Here is a 23,461-nt window from a genome sequence, read left to right as displayed (position 1 = left end):
TCAACCTTTCTTCTCTCAATAAATCAATGAAACATCGTTTGATAATAATTTTGCTTTTTCTCTTTTTAAAGCTTTATCAGTTATGAAGTAATCGAAGTCGTTAATTGTTCCTATGGTATAAGTAGCAGACTGATTAAATTTTGTTTCCTCAGCTACTAAAATTTTTGTTTTAGCATTTTGCAAGACTAGTTGTTTTAAAAAGGCATCTTCTTGATCTTCAAAACTAATTTCTCCATTACGTAATCCAGCAGCACCAATAAAAGCAACATCAAAGGAAATATTCTTCAATACTTCTGCTTCATTCAGAGAATAATAAAAACGATTCTTTTTAAAGAATTGTCCACCTAATAAGTTGAATTTAATATTTTGCTTATTACTTAGCATAATAGCATTATCTAAAGAGTGAGAATAGATGGTTGCTTTTTTATCTATCAACTGAGCCAGCTTAAGAACAGTAGTCGAAACATCTAAGAAATAAGTTCCATTGTCTTTAATAAATGTTTCAGCATTTTTGGCAATGTGGGTTTTAGCGTCTGAGAATTTACTTAACCTTTCTTCGAAAGAATAAATTTGGGGTTTTTGACTAACTTTCATTATGCCGCCATGTGTTCGTTTAACCTTTCCTTCTTTGGTGAGGATTAAAAAGTCTCTTCGAATTGTATCTCGTGATACTTTGAAATAGTCAATCATATCTTTAGATGAAAGTTCTTCATTTTTTTCTAACAGCTGTAAGAGTTTGTTTAATCTTTGTTCTTGGAACATTATAATCACCTCATATAAAGTATAACAAAAAGGTATGCATTTTCAAGTATATGTAAGTAAATGTAAGTTTTTGAAGATGTTTATATAGTTTGAGATTCAATTATATATCTTTTTATTCTATTGAATCCACTATCTCATGTGTAGAAAAATAAAGAAAGCAGTTAAGGATAACTATAAGTATTCAAAGTTACTCTGCTAAATGGATAAAAAGGTATTGGATTATGTAAGTTTTGTGTATGGCAGAATAAATATGTAGAATAGGGGGGTGCGGATGTTTTCTTGGACTTTTATTAAGCGATCAACCCTAACTGCTTTCTATATTGAAGGGGACTAATACCGCCAAGTGATTGTTTGATTCTTTTATTATTGTACCAATGGATATAACGATCTAGAAGATGGATAAAGTCATCTATTGTACTCTTTTTCCAAGATATCCCGTAAAAGAACTCATTTTTTAATCTTCCAAAAAAGCCCTTCGCATGCCGCGTTATCGGGGGAGCATCCTTTCTTAGACATAGACTGAATCAAACCATTGGTTTCAATTCTTTCCAACCACCCTGGCCACCGATAGTGTGCGCCTCGATCAGAGTGGACGATCGGTTTTTCATTTGGCGCTAGCGATGAGAGTGCTTGGTCTAACATACTGTTTACCAATTCTGCATTGGGCTGAGTACTAATAGACCAACTAACAACAATGCCATCAAAACAATCAATAATAGGAGATAAATACACTTTGCCAGCCGGAATACGAAACTCCGTGATATCAGTCAACCACTTCTCATTGGGGGCTTCGGCCGTGAAGTCTCTCTCAATCACGTTAGGTGTAGCTGGCACTATCTCACCAGCATAAGAGTTATATTTCTTTTTAGCAACAAACCTAACGGTTAGTTTTTCTTCTTTCATTAATCTTCTGACGACTTTTTCAGACACAATTATCTTTCTATTTTTTAATTCACTATGAATCCGTCTATAGCCATAAATCGCTTGATTCTCTGTAAAAATTTCTTTAACCAGAACCCGTAAACCTGAATACTTGTCTGATTGTTTTAATTGGCTTCTATGATAAAAGTAACTACTCTTGGCTACGTTTAAGCTCTTAAGCAAAGCTTTCAGAGGATAGGTTTCAGATAAAGCATCAATCACCCTTGCTTTTTTCTTGTTCGATAGATCCTTTGGATTGATGCCTATATCCTTTTTTATTAGTTCTGCAGATTTCTCTAAGATATCTTTTTCTATACGTAATTGATAGACTTGTCGCTTCAAAGTATCAACTTCATCTTTTAATTCTTCTGTGTTCTGGTTATTCGGTATTTTCGACATGTTTGGGGGAAGTTCCTCACCGATGAGCTCCTGTTTCCAATCATAAAGCGTCTTTCGAGTAACTTGTAAACGCTCAGCGATTTTTCGGACAGAAGTTTTTCGGCTCACAAGATGAATCACGGCCTCTTTTTTCTGCTCTTGAGAATAGTTTAACTTACTGCGTCGTATTTTACGAGTTTCAGGAGCCAGTTCTTTACACCAATCACTAAGGAGATTTCGATCTGGATAGCCTAACATACGAACGGTCCTATAATAGTTACGACCAAATTCGATATAATGATCTACAGCAAATTGCTTTTCTTCATGAGTAAATTGGTGATTTCTTTTCGATGTCTTATAAAGATCTCCTTCTTTCTCATATTCTTTAAACCACTTATATAGAGCTTTTGGAGAAGGATACCCTAATTCCTGAATAACTGATGCTAAAGAGTGTTCGTATTTAATGTAGAGCTGAACTGCTTTCATTCTCTCTTCGTAAGAGTACATGGACATTCTCCTATCTTATCTGTCCAAGATTATGTCCGCACCCCCTCTTATGGATTTTATTCTTGCAAAATACAAGTTTTTAATTTATCTTGTTAAATAAATATGAAATTGAAAGAATAGTTAAAATAAAATAATGAACTTACTTATAAATTATCTAAATAATTAACAGATTGTAACCGATATAGCAAATAGAATTCAAGAAGTTTATACTGGTAGTAGAGTAATATCTATGTAGGTAGTTAGAACATTTGAAGAGGAGTAATATGATGAATTTATTTTTAAAAGAAGAAATTTTTTGTGCATATCTTGAAAACGAATACCCAGGATATAACTTTGAAATAGGACACTCCGTTATTTCAACAAATATAATTAATTTTAATCCTGTTATGAGTTGTGTTTATATTAGTGATAACTTAGTAGCAGCCGCAAGATATCAGCGTCATCTAAAAGTTTTTACAGATAAATTGATTTTCAAGAAAGAGCAATTACTGAAAACTGAATGTATTGCAAAAGGAAGTAGAGGGCAAATACTGATTCATACAAAAGAAAAACTGGAAAATGGAAGTAACTTAATGTTAACTTTAAATGTATCAACGCTTACAGGAACTAAATGGCATAAGAATAATTTAAAAAATATACTATCAAAATATAGTCAATAGTTTTATATACATGAGAATCAAATTTGATTGATATATAGTATCATTTGCTATATAAATAGACAGTGAAGACAAGAACTGTTTCGAATAAAGAGAAAAAAGTGTTTTAAAAGGCTGGGTAAAGTATGAAACGTTTGGAAAAAGTGTATCAACAGTTAGTCAATAATTGGGAAAATGTAAACGAGGAAATCATTTTAGAAGAACAAGGTTCCTCTGCAACGGAATTGGCCGAAACATTGGGCATTACCCGAGCCAATGCTAGTTTGGAGTTGAATAATTTGGTTCGTCAAAAACGAGCCATCAAAATCAAAAGTTATCCTGTTAGGTATTTTCCTATAAGCGTTTTGGAAGGGCTTGCAAACTGTCGCTTGCGACTGTCGACCTATGAAGTGTCAAAAATCCAAGAAGTACTTATAAGTAAGGCACACACTCCCCTTGTTGTGCGCAATCCATTTGAATTAATGATTGGTCAAAATGGTAGTTTAAAAAAAGCTGTTTCTCAAGCAAAAGCAGCGGTGCACTACCCTCCAAATGGACTCCATATGTTGTTGCTTGGTCCAACTGGTTCCGGAAAAACGTTTTTTGCCAATAAAGTGTATCAATATGCTATGTTTGAAAAATTGCTTTCTAATGATGCACCTTTTGAAAGTTTTAACTGTGCGGATTATTACCATAATCCACAACTTTTGTTAGCTCAACTGTTTGGCTATATTGAAGGGGCTTATACAGGGGCAAATGTGGGCAAGGCTGGATTGGTTGAAAAAGCAGATGGAGGCATTTTATTATTAGATGAAATTCATCGTCTGACACCTGAAGGACAGGAAATGTTATTTTATTTTATTGATCATGGGCGGTTTAATCGTTTGGGGGAAACGGGTTTTTCAAGGAAAGCCAATGTATTGATTATTTGTGCCACGACGGAAGATCCAAATTCTTCCTTACTTGAGACATTCTTAAGACGTATTCCGATGACCATCCAAATTCCTTCATTGAATGAACGTTCAGTAAAAGAAAAATAGAATTGGCCAAGTTCTTGTTCGAAAAAGAAGCTAAGCGGGTGAAAAGAACCTTTTTAGTGAATATTGATGTAATGGATGCATTAATTCAAACGGTTGCTTATGGCAATGTAGGTCAGATGCAATCTCAAATTCAACTAATTTGTGCGCAAGCATTTTTGCATGGTTTGCATGAAGCCGACGAAATAACAATTGGCATTCATGACATGCCAGAAGAATTAATGGGAACGTGGCGATCAAGTAGTCAAACGTTTCAACGATCGAAAGAATTGGAAGAATTACTTGATATTACAACTAGAATTGATCCAGTTGAACGTTTAGAGCAGGACGATGACGAAACAAACGGTTTTAATATTTATGAAACTATAGAGGAAAAAGTGAAAATTCTCGAGGGTGAAGGTATTGGTGAAGATCAAATTCACCAATATATTTTAACTGATTTGCATCTTCATGTAAGAAATTTTGTTAATAATCAACAAATTAATTACAATTTGTTGAAATTTATGGATCCGAAGATTTCAACCTTAACAATTGAATTAAAAAAAATTGCGGAAGAGGCCTTACAAAATCGATTTGATCGGAAATTTCTCTATTACATTGGTATGCATCTTGATTCGTATTTTCGACGAGAAAAAGAAGAGAAACGTCTATCTCAAATGGACATTCGGGAAATGAAAACGGAACATCAAAGAGAATATTATGTGGCAAGGCTGTTCAAGTATAAAATTGAAGAAGTTCTTTCTATTCAGTTTCCAGAAATTGAAGTGATTTACCTGACTATGTTACTTGTATCCATTGAATCATTAGAGGAAAAAGAGCGTGTGAATATTTTGGTTATTGCTCACGGCAATGCAACGGCTACGTCAATGGTACAAGTGGCAACAGAGTTATTAGGATCAGCACCTATCTATGCATTGAATATGCCTCTGACTATCACTCCTGATGAAATGAAACAGAAAATTTTATTGCAGCTAGGTGAAATGGATGGGGCGCCTGGAATTCTCCTGTTGGTAGATATGGGATCTTTAGCAATGATGGAAGAAGTATTAATCAAAGAATCTGGTAAAAAAATTAAAACCATTCCTAATGTTACAACATCGATGGTCTTGGATGCAGTTCGTAAGATTAATTATACGGATTTAGGATTAATAGGAATCTACTCTTCCATTGTGAAAGATTTTCTTTCTTCGGTTCAATTGCAAATGCAGCAAGGTGGTCGAGAAAAAGCCATTTTATCAATCTGTACAACGGGAAGTGGTACGGCGGCCAAAATCGAAAAAATGGTTGCAGAAATTATTGAGCAGGGGGCAGACGAAACCATTCGAACAATTACGCTTTCGAGCATTGGCCTACAAGAGCAACTTCCAGCAATTGTGGACAAGTACCATATTCTGGCAACGGTTGGCACTACGAATCCTAAGATTGATGCACCACATATAACTTTGGAAGAGCTGATTGAAGGGACCGGAGAAAAAATACTTCGAAAAATCGTGGGTGGTCCAATGTTAAAAGAAAAACGGAGCAAACGAAAAAATGTCGTTGTAAAAGATTTGTGTCAAGATACATTAAATATGTATTTGGTCTATCTCAATCCCTATTTATTATCAAATATGTTGTTGGATTGGACCAAAGAACTACAAGTCAAAATGCAAAAGGAGTTCTCCAACACGTTGTTGTTGAAATTAGTGGTCCATACGGCATTTGCATTTGAGCGTGTGGTGAAACAAAATCCTTTGGGCTACCATGATGTGGCCAGTTCGGAGGTGCAGCAATTAGTTAAAATTGTGACAGAAACATTGGCTCCATTAGAAAAACAATTACTGTTGGAATTAACGGATGATGAAAAATTTTATATTGCGGAAGTCATTGCAGCAGATTGAAACTGTTTTATTTCTTGGATAGAGTGTTTCGTTTTTTATAAATGCATCAAAAAAGTGTTTTGTTAAGCGAAACACTTTTTTTTTTGTTTCAAAAAAAGCCTTTGAAATCACTCTTTTTCTTGAAACACTTTTTTGGCATGAGACTTGCTTATAGAAAAATGAAAGGGGTGTTGAATGAATGGTAAAAGTTATTATTAGCGGGCATGGTGATTTATCACTGGGGATTGTTGATGCCTTTGAAATGATTTTTGGTCATGACAATGAAGTCAAAGCAATTCCATTTGAGAAAGGTGAAGGGCTCCCGCAAGTGCAAGCTAAATTTGCAAGAGAGACAGAGCAATTATCAGATGGAGAAGAGATTCTATTTTTAGTAGATGTTTATGGTGGCACACCATACAATGCAGCAGCACAAGTAGTTTATGGAAGAGCATTTGCTGATATTTTAACAGGTGTAAATTTACCAATGGTTTTAGAAGCAGCAATTAATAAAAATCAATTGTCATTAGTTGACCTGGTTAATCATTTACAACGAGTAGCTCGAGAAGGAATTAAATGTTTTACAGAAGAAATGAACCATGTGCAAATAATGGATAATGAGGAGGATTTATTATGAAAATTGAATTAGTTAGAATAGATGATCGGTTTATCCATGGACAAGTATTAACAAAATGGGTAAAGCTACGACCAATCAATCGTATTATTATTGTTTCAGATGCTGTTGCTCAAGATGAAATGCGTAAGACACTGGTTCTATCTGTGGCTCCACCGAATGTCAAAGCTAGTGCAGTGACCGTTGACAAGATGGTACGCGCATTTCAATCGCCACGTTATACAAATGATAGTGTGATGCTTTTATTTGAACGACCAGAAGATATTGTTGAATTGGTTGAAAAAGGAGTTCCATTAAAGGAAATTAATGTAGGTGGTATGCGTTTTGAAAAGAATCGTCAACAAATCACCAAAGCAGTAAGTGTTTCTCCAACTAATATTGAGGCGTTCAAAAAATTGCATGAATTAGGGGTTCATTTAGAGTTAAGACAATTGCCGGGTGATACAAGTATCGACTTTTATCAAGAATTACTATCAAAATTAAACTAAAAAAGGGAGTGAATGAACATGTCGATGATTCAGGTTATTTTGTTATTGATTGTTGCAGGTATTACTGGGATGGGGAGCGTTCTAGATGAAGCCCAAACACACCGGCCATTAGTTGCTTGTACATTAGTAGGACTTGTTTTGGGGGATGTTACCACGGGAATTATTCTAGGGGGAACATTGGAAATGATGGCGTTGGGGTGGATGAATGTTGGTTTAGCAATGGCGCCTGATACAGCAATTGCATCAGTTATTTCTACGATTTTAGTGATCACTGCGCACCAAGGAATTGGTGAAGGAATAGCGATTGCTGTCCCATTAGCAGCAGCTGGTCAGGCATTAACAATTTTTGTGCGTACGATTACCGTTTTCTTTGTCCATAAAGCGGATAGTTATGCAGAACAAGGAAATTTCAGAGGAATAGAAATTATGCATATTTTATCCTTGTGTCTACAGGCTTTACGCGTTATGATTCCAACATTTATCATTTCATTAATTAGTGCGGATGCAGTAAGTAGTTTTCTAAATGGTATTCCAGATGTTATTACTGGAGGATTGCAAATTGGTGGCGGAATCATTGTTGTTGTTGGGTATGCAATGGTTATCAACATGATGGACGTGCCTTACTTGAAACCTTTCTTTTATATGGGTTTTCTTTTTGCAGCGTTTACTAATTTCAATCTAGTAGGATTTGGTGGTTTGGGTCTATGCCTTGCGTTACTATTTATTCAATTAAAATACAACGTAATTGGCGGTGGAAAAGGTGGAGGAACACCACAAGTAGATGGAGTTTCGACAAATGTAACAGCCAACTATGACGATGATTTAGATGATGATTTGGATGCATAAGGAGGACATGATAATGGAGACAAATGAAAAAAAATTAACAAAAAAAGATTTAAATAACATGTTTATTCGTTCGAACTTCTTGCTGGGTTCTTTTAACTTTGAACGGGTACAAAATATGGGCTTTTGTTTTGTTATGATTCCAGCAATTAAACGACTATATTCACCGGGAAAAGAACGAAATGAAGCGTTACAACGTCACTTAGAGTGGTTTAATACGCATCCTTGGCTGACAGCACCAATCTTTGGCGTAGTTGGGGCGATGGAAGAAGAGAAAGCTAATGGAGGTGAAATGTCAGGTACTTCGATTGCTGCAATGAAAATTGGATTAATGGGACCATTAGCTGGGGTAGGAGATCCAATTTTTTGGGGAACAGCTCGCCCAGTCTTAGCAGCATTGGGAGCTTCTTTAGCTATGGCTGGCAGTATCGGAGGACCATTATTATTCTTTGTATTAATTAATGCGATTCGATTGGTAACCAAATATTTTGGTTTGACAATGGGGTATGAAAAAGGAAATGAAATCATTCGTGGAATGGCTGGTGGCGCAATTAAAAAACTGACTGAAGGAGCATCAATCGTCGGGCTATTCGTTATGGGAGCGCTAGTTAGTAAATGGACTACGATTAATATTCCAATTGTGGCTACAAGAATAAAAAATGATGATGGCAAAGTGGTGACACAAACGGTACAGAATGTATTAGATAGTATCATGCCAGGTATGCTAGCATTGCTTCTAACACTTTTTGTAGCTTGGTTGTTAAAGAAAAATGTTAGTCCACTATTAATAATTTTGATCATCTTCGTTGTCGGAATTGCAGGAAAAGCATTCGGATTTTTAGGATAGTAAAATCATACAATGTAATAAATTAGATAAACTTCTTATAAAGTAACCAGCAGAAATAGTCTTGTTTCTGCTCTGATAGCGTAAAATATTTTGTGTAAATGAATAAAATCCATACAAAAAAGGAAGTCCCTTCTGTAGAATTAAGTTTACGACAACCAATTCACAGAAAAGAGGACTTCCCTATGAATGATTTTACTACAGAAATTGTGCAAACTCTAGTCACTAAAGGAGATTTAAATGAATTATTCCGTTCACACTTAGAAAGAGCGGTAAACACCCTCCTACGGACTGAATTAACGGCTTTCTTAGAGTATGAAAAATATGACCGCACTGGTTTTAATTCAGGTAATTCGAGGAACGGTTCTTATTCTCGATCCATCAAAACCGAATATGGTGAATTAACATTGGAGATACCTAGAGATCGAAATGGTGAGTTTAAACAACAAACTTTATCAGCCTACAAAAGAACAAATAACACATTGGAAACCACCATCATCCATTTGTTCGAAAAAGGCGTTACGATGTCTGAAATCGCTGATTTAATTGAAAAGATGTATGGGCATCACTATACTCCACAAACCATGTCCAACATGACTAAAGTGCTGACTGAAGAAGTAAATGCATTTAAAGTTAGAACTCTAAATGATAAGTATGTCGCTATTTTCATGGATGCTACTTATATTCCTTTAAAACGGCAAACCGTCTCCAAAGAAGCAATCTATATTGCCATTGGTATACGAGAAGACGGCACTAAAGAAGTACTAAGTTATGCGATTGCTCCGACTGAATCGACTTACGTTTGGAATGAGTTGTTACAGGACATTTACTCCAGAGGGGTTCATGATGTCTTACTGTTTATTACCGATGGCTTAAAAGGCATGAAAGATACGATTCACCAGATTTATCCTAAAGCTAAATACCAACATTGCTGTGTTCACGTTTCCCGTAATATTGCTCATAAAGTACGTGTCAAAGATCGAAAAGAAATCTGTGATGATTTTAAGGCTGTTTATCAAGCTAGCTCAAAGGAAGAGGCAAATACCTTTTTAGGGAGTATGATTGAGAAGTGGCAGAAAACTTATCCTAAAGTGACGCAGTCACTGATAAAAAATCAAGATTTATTGACTTTTTATGAGTTTCCGCCTGGTATCCGCCGAAGAATTTACTCAACTAATTTAATCGAATCTTTCAATAAACAAATCAAGAAATACAGCCGCAGAAAAGAGCAGTTTCAAAATGAAGAATCACTAGAGCGTTTCCTAGTATCCATCTTTGATATATACAATCAAAAATTCTTAAATAGAAGCCATAAAGGCTTCCAACAAGTGACGGATACATTAGCTTCAATGTTTACTGAGTAACCCATTATTTTGCAGAAGGACGAGTTATTTACACAAAATTATTGACGCTCCCTACAAATTGATTATACTTATTTTAAATATATATCATTAGGAGGATTATGATGAAAAAAAGTTACCATTACTTATTTATTAGTGGCTTAGTTCTAGGTGGTGTTATGTTAAACACACATGTGGTACAAGCCGAGGAATTTGCTGCGGCCACAACTAGTGAAGTTGTCACGGACACTTCAATACCGAGTAATCAACAGGTGACAGAAGCAGAGACGGTTTCTGTACCACCAACAACTGCTATTGCTACTGAAAGCGCTTATGAAGAAGAACCTGTGTCAACAGCGTCTACTAGTACGGTAATGACAACAAGCAGTTTAGTAAGTGATACCACTAATCGAACAATAGCAGCAAATGAAGCAGAGAAGGTTTCTGTACCACCAACAACTGCTATTGCTACTGAAAGCGCTTATGAAGAAGAACCTGTGTCAACAGCGTCTACTAGTACGGTAATGACAACAAGCAGTTTAGTAAGTGATACCACTAATCGAACAATAGCAGCAAATGAAGCAGAGAAGGTTTCTGTACCACCAACAACTGCTATTGCTACTGAAAGCGCTTATGAAGAAGAATCTGTGTCAACAGCGTCTACTAGTACGGTAATGACAACAAGCAGTTTAGTAAGTGATACCACTAATCGAACAATAGCAGCAAATGAAGCAGAGAAGGTTTCTGTACCACCAACAACTGCTATTGCTACTGAAAGCGCTTATGAAGAAGAACCTGTGTCAACAGCGTCTACTAGTACGGTAATGACAACAAGCAGTTTAGTAAGTGATACCACTAATCGAACAATAGCAGCAAATGCTACTACTACCTCCTCTACCTCATCGGATTCGGCGAACTTTGAGACAAACTTAGAGTTTTCAGATGTCACCGAAAAAGAAGGTTGGCAAGAAGTAAATGATGGGCTTTATAGTAACGCTATAGATAAAGGCGATCATTTTTTATATTCGCAGACAACAGGGGAAGATTTTGTTTATAGTGCAGATATCACATTCTTAAAGGATCAGGGTGCTGGTGCGCTTATTTTTAGAGGAGACCAAAATACTGACGTAAAGAATGCCTACGCGGTTAATCTAGATGCTAGTAATCATAAAGCTAAAATGTGGCGTTGGGATGATAATCAAGATTATCAATTAATTGATGAAAAAGATATCGTACCGACAGAAGATAAAAAATATCATTTAAAAGTTGTTGCTTTAGATACTTGGCTGTCTTATTATATCAACGATCAACTGATTGCTAGTACAGGGGATTATATTCTTCAAAGAGATGATAAGGGACAAGATACATTTATTCAGGAGGGCTACTTAGGCTTGCTTAACTGGAATGGAGAAATGATTTTCCAAAATGTTAGGTATACCCCTCTTACGGATGACTCGTCGCCCCTCATTGAAGATATCGTTGTGACATCTGATGGGACTGTCGAAGCGAAAGGACAATTTTTTGAAGAAGAGCCAGCGCATATTCAGTATGTCAAACATGATGCGGACCACATCTCTATTAAAGTATCTCCAAAATCTACTGCAGCCCAAATTACTATTAAGGATGCTAATGGCACAATCTATTCAGACTTTTCAGATATTCCTTTGAACATTGGCGCTAACTATCTGACAGTGAATAGTCAAGTAGTTCAACCAGATGGCACGGTGGCAGAGGTTTCCTATCGGTTGAATGTACATCGTCGTCAAAGTGATGATATTTATTACAATGAATTATTCAGAGATCAATTCCATTATTCTGTCGAGGATGGGTGGGGAAATGATCCGAATGGTTTGGTCTATTATAATGGTACTTATCATTTCTTCTATCAATTTTATGATGATAACAAATGGGGACCAATGCATTGGGGGCATGCAACTAGTAAAGACTTAATCACCTGGGAAGAGCAGCCGATTGCTTTTTATCCTGATGCCAATGGGACCATGTTCTCAGGAGCGATGGTTATTGACGAGAAGAATACCTCAGGTCTATTCCCAGATGGACAAGGTGGTCTAGTAGCACTAATTACAGCTAACGGTAATGGTCAACGGATAAAATTAGCTTATAGTACGGACGAAGGCAAGACGTGGACAAAATCTGATAAAATAGCCGCTGATTGGAGTGACGATCCTTTAGAGTCTAAAGATTTTCGAGATCCGAAAGTTTTTCTATGGGAAAATCAATGGTTTATGGTGATCGCAGGCGGACCACTTAGAATTTATTCGTCAGACAATCTTTTAGATTGGAAAGTAGAGTCAACATATGCTGATTTATATACAGAATGCCCTGATTTATATCCTATTGAAACAGAATCTGGCGAACTGAAATGGGTATTATCTAGAGGTGGTCGTTCCTATAAGGTTGGTGATTTTAAACAAGTTGATAATAAGTGGACATATATTCCCGATGCTGATTATCTTGAAGAAGATGGTGTGATGAATTTTGGGAAAGATTCTTATGCAGCAATGACCTACTATCTTCAAGATTTTGGAACAGCAACTAATCCTACTATTCCACAATTGACAGAAATCAACTGGATGAACACATGGGATTATTGTAATTTAGTTGGAGATGCTTTGGGACAAGCATTTAATGGAACATATAATCTAAACCTAAATTTAGGTCTCAAAAAAGATGGCTCTAAGTATGTTCTTACGCAAACTCCAATTCAGGCATATGAAGGCTTGAGACTTTTAGATGAGTCTATTGTCAAACAAAATGTTTTAGTTGCACAAGATAATCAATTGTTCGCAGACTTTAAAGGAGATGTTTACGAGATTGTCTCTACCTTTAGACCATCGGCAGATACTAAAAAAGTAGGTTTTAATTTACGTGTTGGAGACGGGGAACAGACCAAAGTTTATTATGATTTAGAAACAGAGAAATTGGTTCTTGATCGCAGTCAATCAGGTGTTATTTTAAATAATGCCTTTGCCGAAATAAATAGTCAAACAGTAAAACGTCATGATGATGGCAGTATTGAATTGCACATTTTCGTTGATAGAGCTAGTGTAGAAGTATTTGCTCAAGGCAATACAGTAGCTGGAGCAAATCAAATTTTCCCAGCACCAACTAGTAATGGATTGAGTGTGTTGATAGAGGGAGCAGCGGCCGAAGCAGAGATTGCTTTGTATCCTTTAAGCAGTATTTGGTCCGAAAAACAGGTAGTTACGGATCCGATAGATATTATCTCTCTATCTAAAGCAACAAATCGTTTAAATATTGGGGATGAACTTGAGTTGAAAGCTTATATCATGCCAGGAGATGTAGCACAAGATGTGATATGGACAGTAGATGATGCAAGCTTAGTGCAATTACAAGCGCAAGGAAATAGAGTGGTTCTCAGAGGACTAAAATCTGGTCCGGCTACTGTAATAGTAACTTCTCAATCAGACCCAACATTATCAAAAACATTCACAGTTAATATATTAGAAGATCAGTTTAAGACTAATCTAGATGATTTGGTAGCTGTTTCTGGTGATTGGTATAGAGATGGAGAATCTTTAATTGTCTCTAATACAGGAGCCAACGATTACTACATGACTTCTCAACCGGTAGCTGAAAGTGATTATAGCTTAGACTTAGATGTTAAATATGAAAGAGGCCTTGTTAATATTTTCTTTGCATCAGAAAATAAAGATCCTCGTATGGCTTATTCACTTCAATTTGGTGGCAATGATCAAATCAGGCTTTATCGATTTATGGGTGACACTATTGCTGAGGCACCTATGGCTTCTCCAATTAATGACAATAAATTACATCATGTGAAATTAGTCAAATCTGGAGAAAATTTAAGTGTTCTTGTTGATGAAGTTGAGTATATATCTTACACGTTTGATCAGTTAGAGCCATTTTATCAAGAGGCACCTTATGTTGGCGTAGGACTTTGGGATGGAGAAATGGCAATTCAAAATCTGCTGATTACTTATGCAAAAGATGCAGAAAGTAATGATAACTCTCCTATAGTAGACACATCTACTGAAGCTCCTCAACTTCCTACTGCTAATGCCCCTCAATTGCCTGCTGTGCCAACTGCAACTACTTCTCAGGGTACTGTTTCACCAGTATCAGAAAATAATTCTATAACACATGGTACTGAGATTCTAGCCCATTCAAATAGTTTAGATTTTGAAAATAACAGTAATAATATGGCTCAATATGGCATACAAACATATATTTACCAACACGGTTCATTAGAATATAACCAAACTGAAATGAAGTTAAATCAGTCTTCCGAAAATACTTTACCTCAAACAGGTGATTCAAAAGCTAAATTACAGGATAGCGTAGGTGAAATGAAGTTAAATCAGTCTTCCGAAAATACTTTACCTCAAACAGGTGATTCAAAAGCTAAATTACAGGATAGCGTAGGTGAAATGAAGTTAAATCAGTCTTCCGAAAATACTTTACCTCAAACAGGTGATTCAAAAGCTAAATTACAGGGTATAGTAGGACTAGTATTGCTATTCTTTGCTAGTCTTCTAGGATTACAGATTTCCCAGAAGAAGAGTAAGAAATGGTAAATTTGTTACAGTATTATTTAGGAGAGTCTCAGACTCTCCTTTTTGGTGAATTATATATTTTTATAGGGCAGGGAAAAGGATGACATTTCTAAAAAAATGGTTACTATTATTAGTGTCGCTGAGGGTAATGGTGATTGTCTCGGTGCTCTATTTTAATCAGAAAATTGATAGCACAACGACATGTCAGTTGCGTGTAGGAAAGTCTTGCAAAACACCATAGATACTAATTCACAAATTAATTTTTAGGAGATGATAAAATGGAATATAACTGCTACGGGCAACCTATCGGACCAAGTTTAAAAGAAAGTTGTTTTAGAGGGTTCTGTTGCAAAGTTTTAAATCTACTATCAAATAAGGTAGAATAATAGAAAAAGATAGCAGGAGGAATGACGATGAATCATTTTAAAGGAAAGCAATTTCAGCAGGATGTGATTATTGTAGCCGTGGGCTACTATCTTCGTTATAACCTTAGCTATCGTGAAGTTCAAGAAATCTTATATGATCGTGGCATTAACGTTTCTCATACAACGATCTATCGTTGGGTGCAAGAATATGGCAAACTACTCTATCAAATTTGGAAAAAGAAAAATAAAAAATCCTTTTATTCATGGAAAATGGATGAAACGTACATCAAAATTAAAGGAAAATGGCATTATTTGTATCGAGCCATCGATGCAGATGGTTTAACCTTGGATATTTGGTTACGTAAAAAACGGGACACACAAGCAGCCTATGCTTTTCTTAAGCGGTTAGTGAAGCAGTTTGATGAACCGAAGGTTGTAGTCACAGATAAAGCCCCCTCTATTACAAGTGCCTTTAAGAAACTAAAAGAATACGGCTTTTATCAGGGGACAGAACATCGTACCATTAAATACCTGAATAATTTGATTGAACAAGACCATCGTCCAGTAAAGAGACGCAATAAATTCTATCGAAGTTTACGCACTGCCTCTACCACGATTAAAGGCATGGAAGCCATTCGAGGATTATATAAGAAAACCCGAAAAGAAGGCACTCTCTTCGGGTTTTCGGTCTGTACTGAAATCAAGGTATTATTGGGAATCCAAGCTTAAATCATAGATACCGTAAGGGATTTTATTCTTTATTTAAAACTTTGCAACAGAACCCTTCTTTGTATGATACAAATACAGATTTTTTTCAAGACGCAGATTTATCTATAATAGGAAATGTAGAAGGGGTTAAAAAAGTTGACTATTCTAAAATAGACGAAGAGCAAATCTACAAAGATTTGATAATTAAGGGAAAAAAAACAAACAAACAAATCAAACTTATAGGTTCTGAAGGTGAAAAAGTTTCTATAGGACGAAATTTAACAAGTCAAGATAGTGAATTGTCAAATAAAGTCGCAGCGATTGATTCAGTTACTGCCAAAGAGCTATTTGATACATCTGAGCAAGCATTAGGTAAAGGAATTGAAATCGAGCAAGAATTATTTAGGATTGTGGGCGTTTTTCCAGGAGAAGAACAAGATAATTTGTTTTCCTTATCAAATATAAACATTGAAATTCCAAAAGCTACGTACCACTATTATTTTAAGTCTGAAAAGGATACATCGTCTCTAACGTTAACTTTAGAGGAAGGAGTTGAACCTGACAAGGTGACCTCTAAAGTGATAAACCAATTGAAAGAAAAAGGTAGTTTGAAACATTTGGGGGAATATGAAGTGTTAGATACGGCTATGTTAACGAAAGGAATTGGTCAAATCCTCAGTACGATCACTTATTTTATAACAGCTGTAGCAGGTATATCTTTATTTATCGCAGGGGTAGGTGTAATGAACATGATGTATATATCTGTATCTGAACGAACAAAAGAGATCGGTATAAGAAGAGCCCTAGGAGCTACTCGAAAATCGATTATGCTGCAGTTCCTTTTAGAAGGTTTGATTTTAACTCTTTCAGGAGGGTTAATTGGCTATTTATTAGGAATGGCTCTTGCTTATAGTGTTGGTTCTTTGATAAAGGTAAACGTGTCACTTGATCTATTTACTATTTTACTAGCGGTTGGGGTATCTTCGGTTATTGGACTGGTCTTTTCTGTAATGCCCGCTTCAGAGGCTGCAAAAAAAGATTTAATTGATATTCTTAGATAAAATCAGAATGACAAGAATATTTACGTTCTAGATTCTAAAATAAAACACAAAGAGACCAACCAGGCACCCTATTGTTTCTTTGTAGTATAGAGATATTCTTTGGCTTGTAAGAGATCAATAGAGTTAGGTGACCGGAGTTCGAAATAAAGGAAATTTTTGATTGTATAGGAGAATTCTTTATCCCTAATATTTAGAATTTTGAGTATGCCATGTTGATGTTTTAGATTCTCTATAAATATAGAGGTGTATCAAAGGTCAACTAGACTGTGCAAAATAGAGACACTTGAAAAATCTATCGGGGGTCAGAAACTTAATAGTTTTTGACACATAAACAAAATCGCGATATAATGGGGTTGAGAGTGTTTCATAAACTTATGTCATAAAGTTAAGGAGATTTCGCATGATTTTAGAGAATAAATTGGGATTAACCAATCAAGTTGAGTTGGCTAAGGTTGAAGAAAAACTCAGTAAACAAAAAGCGAAAGAATTGTACGATTGTGGAAAAATAAATGAAATCGAAGTTGGTACATTTAAAGGTTTATCTGAAATTCATGAATTTCTATTTTCGGATATTTACGATTTTGCCGGAAAAATCCGATCGGTCAATATTGCAAAAGGAAATTTTCGATTTGCACCAGTTATGTATTTAGAACATTCGTTACAGCATATTGATCAGATGCCACAAACTTCTTTTGAAGAGATTATCAAGAAATATGTGGAGATGAATATCGCTCACCCATTTCGAGAAGGAAATGGCCGAAGTACTAGAATTTGGCTGGATCTCATTTTAAAGGAAGAATTGCAAAAAGTTGTAGATTGGAACTTAATCGATAAAGCAGACTATCTTTCTGCAATGGAGCGAAGTCCCATAAACGATTTGGAAATACGCTATCTAATTTCCAATGCTCTGACTGATAAAATTGACGATCGCGAGTTATATATGAAAGGAATCGATGTCAGCTATTTCTATGAAGGGTATTCTGAGTATACGATAGATGATTTGTAAAAGTAGGTGGACCAAATGACGAAATATGGATATGCACGTGTCTCAACCGCTTCTCAAAGTACAAAAGAACAAATTCAACAGTTGCTTGAGAACGGCGTAGAGAAGAAGAATATTTTTTCAGAAAAATTTACGGGTACAAAACGGGATCGGCCAAAATTCAATCAGCTGTTGGCTGGTCTGAAGCCTGGAGATGAAATAGTTGTTACGAAGCTTGATCGATTTGCTCGTAACACGAGAGAAGCATTAGAGATCATTGAACCTTTACTCGATGATAACGTAACGATCAAGGTTTTGAATCTAGGAACGATTGAAAATACGTCCATGGGGCGAATGGTGACACGGACGTTGTTGAGTGTAGCAGAAATGGAACGTGATATGATTGTGGAACGTACCCAAGAAGGAAAAATGTTTGCAAGAAAGAATAATCCTAATTTCAGAGAAGGACGTCCGAAAGCAACAATCACACCGAAGAAGAGGCACGCATATGAACTGCTTACTTCAGGTAAATCGTATAAGGAAGTTGAAGCTATAACCGGTTTCAGTCGCAGTACGCTTTTTAGAATAAAGAAGAAAATTGAAGAAAGTTAAAAAAGAAGTCTCAGCGAACCAGACAGGTAAATACTTAATGCGTTCTAGATATGAGTCTATTAGCATGTTGTGAAATATAATATTTTTTTATTTACTTGATTTCTGCTCAAAAAATGTGTATGGTAACTGTAAAAGGTAAAGTAATTAAAGGTATGCTAGCCACGCTTACTATATTAGGATACCATCATATATTTATAATGAACGATTTGTTCGTCTACCAAACAACACATATCGTTCAGCGTAAGTCACGTTTAGGAACGTGGCTTTTTTAGTGTTATTATCGATAAATAATCTATTGACTCTATTGATTTTATCTCCATATCCCTACGGTGTTGATTGTCTTTAGATCTTTCATTTAAGAACCAAATAACTATCATAAAAATCAGCACTGCTGCTAATATAATAAACAGCATTCCTATTGTGATATTACCTATTGATTTTACCATAACTACGATTAAAGTAATAATGGCATTCAAGTCTCCTTTGTTCTCTATATATAAATTAGCCATAAATCATCTTCCTTTCAAATTAAGATACTTGTTTGATACCAATAAATAGTAAGCGTGGCTAGCATACCTTTTTCTGTAATAGCAAGTGTTCTAATAGTCCAAACTTAATGATGGACCGATGCTAGTTATAGTACAGTAATGTTTTCTTTCTTATCTAGATTTTTAGTAAGCTCTATCAGCAAATCTAACAAATCTGAGTCCTTTTCAGAAACTAAATTAAATCTAGTGTTTACAACAAAGTTTTCATGTTCTATATTGTTTAGATTATTTGCGGAAAGGAGGGCTTCTAGATCTTGACATTCAAATCTATATGCATCGTCATAAATCTTACTAGAAGGAGTGCTTAATTCGAAATTACTTATTTTCTCATCTTGGACCAAGATAAATTTATAGATAGTATCTTTTTGTGTTTTTCTTTTAAAAACACAACAGAGTGTGTTATAAGGAACGTTATAATTTTCATCAGCCTCATTTTTTCTCCATTCAAACAAATGATAAACTGCAACCAAGTTGCCATCAATTTCATGGACAGTGCTCTCGGTAACATCCTTTAAAGAACTATCAAGGGCTAATTTATAGTAACTAGAGAGAGGAAGTAAAATTGTCGATTTACTGAGATGGTTATCGTCTATACGTGCAATCATACCTAAATCAACTAAGGTTTTATTCCAGGTGTTTATAGTTTTAGTTGTCACTCCTAGAGACTCTGCTATGGTATTGACCGAATGCCAGGAATCCCCGCCTTCATTCTTTGCCTTAAAACAGTAATACAGATATAAATTAATAGCTTTGTTATTCGGTAAATATTTTTCAAGTTCTGTTGGTAGAATAAAGTAAGAATCCTTAATGTTTTTTCTGAACTGTCTCCAGTCTCTGTAGTTTTGTTTATAAAGTTGTGAAACGGTTTTTCCACCTTTAGAAAGTCCTGCTATCTTAACCAATCTTATTGCTCCTTTCTTGAATCTGTCATGATCATACAGTATTTTTTACTTGTAGTACAGCACCTTAATATATTATCCTATGTAATTAATTTCGTACTAGATAGTAATTATTTTTTATTTAATTCTCTAGTCACTCACAAATAAGTTATATAAACTACGATTAATAAATTATTACAAAAACTATTAAGAAAACTTCTACATACAACTATTACAAAACTATTAAGAAACTGAATACTCCTATTTTTTGTTTTTAAGGAAAGTTTTTTCTTTTTTGAATTTCTTATTTTTTTCTAATATAACTAAGCAAAACTGGATAATACGACACTTATTTTCAAATTTTCACAAGACTAATAGTAAATATCCATTTAATAAAGTGATACAATGTGTTGATTTTACAAATCAACAGAAGAAGTAGGGAAATAACTTACCTATGCTTCTTTTTTTGTACATTTAATCGATTCTTCTTTACAAAAACGAACGTATGTTTGTATAATGTGGAAGAATGGAGTGTTATTTATGATGGATTATTCAAAAGAGCCAGTAAATGATTACTTTTTGATCGATATGAAAAGCTTTTACGCAAGTGTCGAATGTATAGAAAGGAATTTAGATCCATTAACGACTGAATTAGTCGTCATGAGTCGAGCGGATAATACAGGATCAGGGTTGATTTTAGCTTCTTCACCAGCTGCAAAGAAGAAGTACGGTATTTCTAATGTCAGTCGACCACGAGATCTACCGCAACCTTTTCCTAAAACGTTACATGTCGTTCCACCACGCATGAATCTCTATATTAAGCGAAATATGCAGGTAAACAATATTTTCAGAAGGTATGTAGCAGACGAAGATTTATTGATTTACTCGATCGATGAATCGATCTTAAAAGTGACCAGATCAATGAATCTTTTTACGACTGAAGGAACAAGAAGTCAACGGAGAAAGAAGCTGGCTCAAATGATCCAGGAGAATATTAAAGAAGAGCTAGGATTGCTTGCTACAGTAGGTGTCGGAGATAATCCCTTATTAGCTAAACTTGCTTTAGACAATGAAGCAAAACATAATGATGGATTCCTTGCTGAATGGACGTATCAAAATGTTCCTGATAAAGTATGGAATATTCCTGAAATGACAGACCTTTGGGGTATTGGATCTCGAATGAAAAAAAGACTCAACCAAATGGGTATCATGAGTATTAAAGACTTAGCTAATTGGAATCCATACACTATTAAGAGCCATTTAGGTGTGATTGGCTTACAGCTGTATTTTCATGCGAACGGGATCGATCGAACAGATATAGCGATCCCACCAGAACCGACAAAGGAAAAATCATATGGTAATTCACAAGTGTTACCACGAGATTATACCAGGAGAAATGAAATCGAACTGGTGGTAAAAGAAATGGCGGAACAAGTAGCTATTCGTATCAGGCAACATAACTGTAAAACAGGTTGTGTCCATTTATACATTGGCACGTCGATCTTAGAAACGAGACCAGGTTTTTCACACCAGATGAAGATCCCTATAACAGACAATACAAAGGAATTGCAGAATTACTGTCTTTTCTTGTTTGATAAGTATTATGAAGGACAAGAAGTCCGCCACGTCGGAATCACTTACAGCAAGCTATTTTATACTGATTCGCTTCAGCTGGATTTATTTAGTGATCCACAAAAGCAAATTGACGAAGAAAATTTAGATAAAATTATTGACAAGATTCGGCAAAAATATGGTTTTACGTCGATTGTACATGCTTCTTCTATGTTAGAAGGCGCTCGTAGTATTACTAGAAGTACATTGGTTGGTGGCCATGCAGGCGGCGCAGGAGGGCTTAAAAATGATTGATTATAATGATCGTGGACGTTTAAAGTGGGCAGGTTTTTATTTATCTGATCATACTGAAAAAATTGATGCCGACAATGAACAACGAGCCAATCAAAATTTGGCAAAAGAACAAATAACGACTGAAGAGGTTGCGGAAGTATTGAACGCTGCAGTCATAAAAAATAGATCAGTATGTATTCAAAAAGAAGAACGAAACGCTGAAGGATACTATCCAGAAGATATTGTTAGCAAGATCTTAGGTAGTGATGAGCTGGGGATCTACGTTGGAAAAAACAAAGTTCACTACGACGAAATACGTCATATCGAATTTTACCAGGATAATAAATGGGGTCGATTAGAATGAACATTATCCAGCAATATGAGCTAAAGTATATAACCTTTGATCAGCTATCAGAAGAGATTTGGGGTTATGGCCAGCGTTTGATAAATGAGGTTGGTGTTGAACGCTTCTCTTTCTATGTAGAAGCTGCAGCAGGATACCATAAATACGAATACTATATTGGCTATTAAAGTGCAATAAAATTATATTTATTTTATGTTTTACATTTTGTATCAATTCTGATAAAATTACCTATAGGTAATTAAAAAATATAAAAAAACTAGTTACAACCTTAGGACGTTGTAACTAGCTTGAAGCATACTAGAGCTAACTAAAATAGCACTAGAAAGCAATGTTAAACCCGTCCAACAAACTTGATTTAACATTGAGACCAGCTTATTCAGCTAAATATAGTTGAATAAGCTTCTTTTGTTTTAAAAAAACAAAAGGTGTACTACGAATAACGCAAGTAAAAGAAATACTATTACAACCAGTAGGCTACAAGTAAGTATTACTAAACATTGCGTAGTTAGAACCTTTGCTCTATTGTCTAAAGCCACAAAATTAGAGATCAGCTTTATGATGCTAAGAGCGAGCTGCATCCATGCGGACATAGGTTCTTTTGACACTATTAATTCTCCTTTTTAGGATAAGGGAATTGCTAGTAGTTTTTTCATTAGCACCATCCCCCTTCATTTGATTGAGTCTAGTGCTGCTGTGATAGTTTGCTGTTTAATATGCTTACATTCTTATTATAACATAAATGAAACAAACACATGGTTAGAGGTCGTATCAATCAAAATAGTGTCTCACAAACGATTTATTACTTACTCCTGCTGACTAACGGACTGTTCTTCAGTAACTGTAACTATATGTTTGTTAAATGGTGTTAGTATCAAATCTTAGACAGCTTTTCGTAGAGACAAGAATAAATTAAACTTATCTACGAGAGGATGAATTTTTATGACCCGATATGAAGAAAATTTTAAACAAATGATTGTTGAACTGAATCAAACTGGACGTTCTGTTCGAGGGTTAGCGAAAGAATATGGCTTATCTGAAGCAACGATTTACAAATGGAAGAATTTATATTTACCTGATCAGTCCACAGGACTGACTGGAAAAGAAGTAGCTGAACTGAGAAAAGAAAATGCTCGTTTAAATGAGGAACTTGAAATCTTAAAAAAAGCCGCAGCCATATTCTCTCGGAAAACCTAAATTCGCTTGTTCAATTTATTGAAAAATGGTGTAAGGATTACACTGTTTCTTTGTTGTGTCGGTTATTAGAAATCCCTAGAAGTGTCTATTATTTTTATAA

Annotated in this window: 19 protein-coding genes and 1 pseudogene; 16 read left to right on the top strand and 4 right to left on the bottom strand. The window is 35.3% G+C overall.

The window, feature by feature from the left end; all coding sequences use genetic code 11:
• Nucleotides 1–15: 15 nt before the first annotated feature.
• Both FTX43_RS00100 and FTX43_RS00095 read right to left on the bottom strand, forming a co-directional pair.
• Nucleotides 16–762, bottom strand: a complete 747-nt coding sequence (locus FTX43_RS00100) for a DeoR/GlpR family DNA-binding transcription regulator (RefSeq protein WP_047629241.1) — start codon at nt 760–762, stop codon at nt 16–18.
• Nucleotides 763–1,052: 290 nt separating this feature from the next.
• Nucleotides 1,053–2,568, bottom strand: a protein-coding gene (locus FTX43_RS00095; RefSeq protein ID WP_147606580.1) for an IS3 family transposase whose coding sequence is annotated in 2 segments (ribosomal slippage) — nt 1,053–1,235 and nt 1,237–2,568 — 1,515 coding nt in all. Because the reading frame shifts where the segments join, the coding sequence is not laid out codon by codon here.
• Between the two features lie 263 nt (nt 2,569–2,831).
• On the opposite strand from FTX43_RS00095, the gene FTX43_RS00090 reads away from it, so the two are divergent.
• The 12 genes and pseudogenes from FTX43_RS00090 to FTX43_RS00035 all read left to right on the top strand — a co-directional run bounded on the left by FTX43_RS00090 (nt 2,832) and on the right by FTX43_RS00035 (nt 18,532).
• The gene (locus FTX43_RS00090) at nt 2,832–3,227 is read left to right on the top strand and encodes a hypothetical protein (protein ID WP_229210182.1); all 396 of its coding nucleotides are present in this window, start codon (nt 2,832–2,834) and stop codon (nt 3,225–3,227) included.
• 122 nt (nt 3,228–3,349) lie between these two features.
• A pseudogene (locus FTX43_RS00085) lies at nt 3,350–6,120 on the top strand (sigma 54-interacting transcriptional regulator).
• A gap of 178 nt (nt 6,121–6,298) precedes the next feature.
• Entirely contained in the window at nt 6,299–6,733 is a 435-nt protein-coding gene (locus FTX43_RS00080) for a mannose/fructose/sorbose PTS transporter subunit IIA (RefSeq protein WP_047629840.1), read from the top strand.
• Nucleotides 6,730–7,218, top strand: coding sequence for a mannose/fructose/sorbose PTS transporter subunit IIB (locus FTX43_RS00075; RefSeq protein WP_047629842.1), 489 nt, complete (start codon nt 6,730–6,732; stop codon nt 7,216–7,218). The genes FTX43_RS00080 and FTX43_RS00075 overlap by 4 nt, the downstream gene beginning before the upstream one ends.
• A gap of 18 nt (nt 7,219–7,236) precedes the next feature.
• Nucleotides 7,237–8,064 carry a PTS mannose/fructose/sorbose transporter subunit IIC gene (locus FTX43_RS00070; protein ID WP_047629845.1) on the top strand — a complete coding sequence of 276 codons (828 nt, stop codon included), beginning with the start codon at nt 7,237–7,239 and terminating at the stop codon, nt 8,062–8,064.
• 13 nt (nt 8,065–8,077) lie between these two features.
• Nucleotides 8,078–8,908: a PTS system mannose/fructose/sorbose family transporter subunit IID gene (locus FTX43_RS00065; protein ID WP_047629847.1), complete on the top strand. Its 831-nt coding sequence runs from the start codon at nt 8,078–8,080 to the stop codon at nt 8,906–8,908.
• A 182-nt stretch (nt 8,909–9,090) separates the two neighbouring features.
• Nucleotides 9,091–10,269, top strand: a complete 1,179-nt coding sequence (locus FTX43_RS00060) for an IS256 family transposase (protein ID WP_147606577.1) — start codon at nt 9,091–9,093, stop codon at nt 10,267–10,269.
• A 101-nt stretch (nt 10,270–10,370) separates the two neighbouring features.
• Entirely contained in the window at nt 10,371–14,825 is a 4,455-nt protein-coding gene (locus tag FTX43_RS00055; protein WP_147606575.1) for a GH32 C-terminal domain-containing protein, read from the top strand.
• A gap of 392 nt (nt 14,826–15,217) precedes the next feature.
• Nucleotides 15,218–15,898 (top strand): IS6-like element IS1216 family transposase, encoded by a 681-nt coding sequence (locus FTX43_RS00050; protein ID WP_061086363.1) that lies wholly within the window; start codon nt 15,218–15,220, stop codon nt 15,896–15,898.
• Between the two features lie 59 nt (nt 15,899–15,957).
• Nucleotides 15,958–16,938 carry an FtsX-like permease family protein gene (locus tag FTX43_RS00045; RefSeq protein ID WP_238637468.1) on the top strand — a complete coding sequence of 327 codons (981 nt, stop codon included), beginning with the start codon at nt 15,958–15,960 and terminating at the stop codon, nt 16,936–16,938.
• A gap of 400 nt (nt 16,939–17,338) precedes the next feature.
• Nucleotides 17,339–17,944: a protein adenylyltransferase Fic gene (fic, locus tag FTX43_RS00040; protein WP_000599739.1), complete on the top strand. Its 606-nt coding sequence runs from the start codon at nt 17,339–17,341 to the stop codon at nt 17,942–17,944.
• Nucleotides 17,945–17,959: 15 nt separating this feature from the next.
• Complete coding sequence (locus FTX43_RS00035) at nt 17,960–18,532, top strand: recombinase family protein (protein ID WP_000170424.1); 573 nt, start codon at nt 17,960–17,962, stop codon at nt 18,530–18,532.
• A gap of 251 nt (nt 18,533–18,783) precedes the next feature.
• Here the strand turns inward: FTX43_RS00035 and FTX43_RS00030 are convergent, their stop codons facing one another.
• Nucleotides 18,784–19,041, bottom strand: a complete 258-nt coding sequence (locus FTX43_RS00030; RefSeq protein WP_002326781.1) for a hypothetical protein — start codon at nt 19,039–19,041, stop codon at nt 18,784–18,786.
• A 125-nt stretch (nt 19,042–19,166) separates the two neighbouring features.
• Nucleotides 19,167–19,982, bottom strand: a complete 816-nt coding sequence (locus FTX43_RS00025) for a helix-turn-helix domain-containing protein (protein ID WP_002326780.1) — start codon at nt 19,980–19,982, stop codon at nt 19,167–19,169.
• Between the two features lie 516 nt (nt 19,983–20,498).
• Between FTX43_RS00025 and FTX43_RS00020 the strand changes: the two genes are divergently transcribed.
• The 4 genes from FTX43_RS00020 to FTX43_RS00005 all read left to right on the top strand — a co-directional run bounded on the left by FTX43_RS00020 (nt 20,499) and on the right by FTX43_RS00005 (nt 23,361).
• Nucleotides 20,499–21,824 carry a Y-family DNA polymerase gene (locus FTX43_RS00020; protein WP_073490846.1) on the top strand — a complete coding sequence of 442 codons (1,326 nt, stop codon included), beginning with the start codon at nt 20,499–20,501 and terminating at the stop codon, nt 21,822–21,824.
• Nucleotides 21,817–22,167, top strand: coding sequence for a hypothetical protein (locus FTX43_RS00015; RefSeq protein WP_002345871.1), 351 nt, complete (start codon nt 21,817–21,819; stop codon nt 22,165–22,167). The genes FTX43_RS00020 and FTX43_RS00015 overlap by 8 nt, the downstream gene beginning before the upstream one ends.
• A complete protein-coding gene (locus tag FTX43_RS00010) occupies nt 22,149–22,334 on the top strand; it encodes a hypothetical protein (RefSeq protein WP_002326766.1) in 186 nt (61 codons plus the stop codon). Before FTX43_RS00015 ends, FTX43_RS00010 begins: the two co-directional genes overlap by 19 nt.
• 772 nt (nt 22,335–23,106) lie before the next feature.
• Nucleotides 23,107–23,361, top strand: coding sequence for a transposase (locus FTX43_RS00005; RefSeq protein WP_000199136.1), 255 nt, complete (start codon nt 23,107–23,109; stop codon nt 23,359–23,361).
• The last annotated feature ends 100 nt before the right edge of the window (nt 23,362–23,461 follow it).

The organism is Enterococcus sp. DA9 (genome assembly GCF_008000875.1).
In the GTDB taxonomy this organism is placed as follows: Bacteria; Bacillota; Bacilli; order Lactobacillales; family Enterococcaceae; genus Enterococcus_B; species Enterococcus_B lactis.
This window is presented reverse-complemented; position numbering and strand designations above follow the sequence as displayed.

Excerpts from the sequence above, each read along its gene's own strand:
- fic (WP_000599739.1), top strand. The coding sequence starts at position 17,339 with ATGATTTTAGAGAATAAATTGGGATTAACCAATCAAGTTGAGTTGGCT.
- FTX43_RS00055 (WP_147606575.1), top strand. The coding sequence starts at position 10,371 with ATGAAAAAAAGTTACCATTACTTATTTATTAGTGGCTTAGTTCTAGGT.
- FTX43_RS00075 (WP_047629842.1), top strand. The coding sequence starts at position 6,730 with ATGAAAATTGAATTAGTTAGAATAGATGATCGGTTTATCCATGGACAA.
- FTX43_RS00035 (WP_000170424.1), top strand. The coding sequence starts at position 17,960 with ATGACGAAATATGGATATGCACGTGTCTCAACCGCTTCTCAAAGTACA.
- FTX43_RS00080 (WP_047629840.1), top strand. The coding sequence starts at position 6,299 with ATGGTAAAAGTTATTATTAGCGGGCATGGTGATTTATCACTGGGGATT.
- FTX43_RS00070 (WP_047629845.1), top strand. The coding sequence starts at position 7,237 with ATGTCGATGATTCAGGTTATTTTGTTATTGATTGTTGCAGGTATTACT.
- FTX43_RS00020 (WP_073490846.1), top strand. The coding sequence starts at position 20,499 with ATGATGGATTATTCAAAAGAGCCAGTAAATGATTACTTTTTGATCGAT.
- FTX43_RS00090 (WP_229210182.1), top strand. The coding sequence starts at position 2,832 with ATGATGAATTTATTTTTAAAAGAAGAAATTTTTTGTGCATATCTTGAA.
- FTX43_RS00005 (WP_000199136.1), top strand. The coding sequence starts at position 23,107 with ATGACCCGATATGAAGAAAATTTTAAACAAATGATTGTTGAACTGAAT.
- FTX43_RS00060 (WP_147606577.1), top strand. The coding sequence starts at position 9,091 with ATGAATGATTTTACTACAGAAATTGTGCAAACTCTAGTCACTAAAGGA.
- FTX43_RS00010 (WP_002326766.1), top strand. The coding sequence starts at position 22,149 with ATGGGGTCGATTAGAATGAACATTATCCAGCAATATGAGCTAAAGTAT.
- FTX43_RS00065 (WP_047629847.1), top strand. The coding sequence starts at position 8,078 with ATGGAGACAAATGAAAAAAAATTAACAAAAAAAGATTTAAATAACATG.
- FTX43_RS00100 (WP_047629241.1), bottom strand. The coding sequence starts at position 762 with ATGTTCCAAGAACAAAGATTAAACAAACTCTTACAGCTGTTAGAAAAA.
- FTX43_RS00015 (WP_002345871.1), top strand. The coding sequence starts at position 21,817 with ATGATTGATTATAATGATCGTGGACGTTTAAAGTGGGCAGGTTTTTAT.
- FTX43_RS00050 (WP_061086363.1), top strand. The coding sequence starts at position 15,218 with ATGAATCATTTTAAAGGAAAGCAATTTCAGCAGGATGTGATTATTGTA.
- FTX43_RS00030 (WP_002326781.1), bottom strand. The coding sequence starts at position 19,041 with ATGGCTAATTTATATATAGAGAACAAAGGAGACTTGAATGCCATTATT.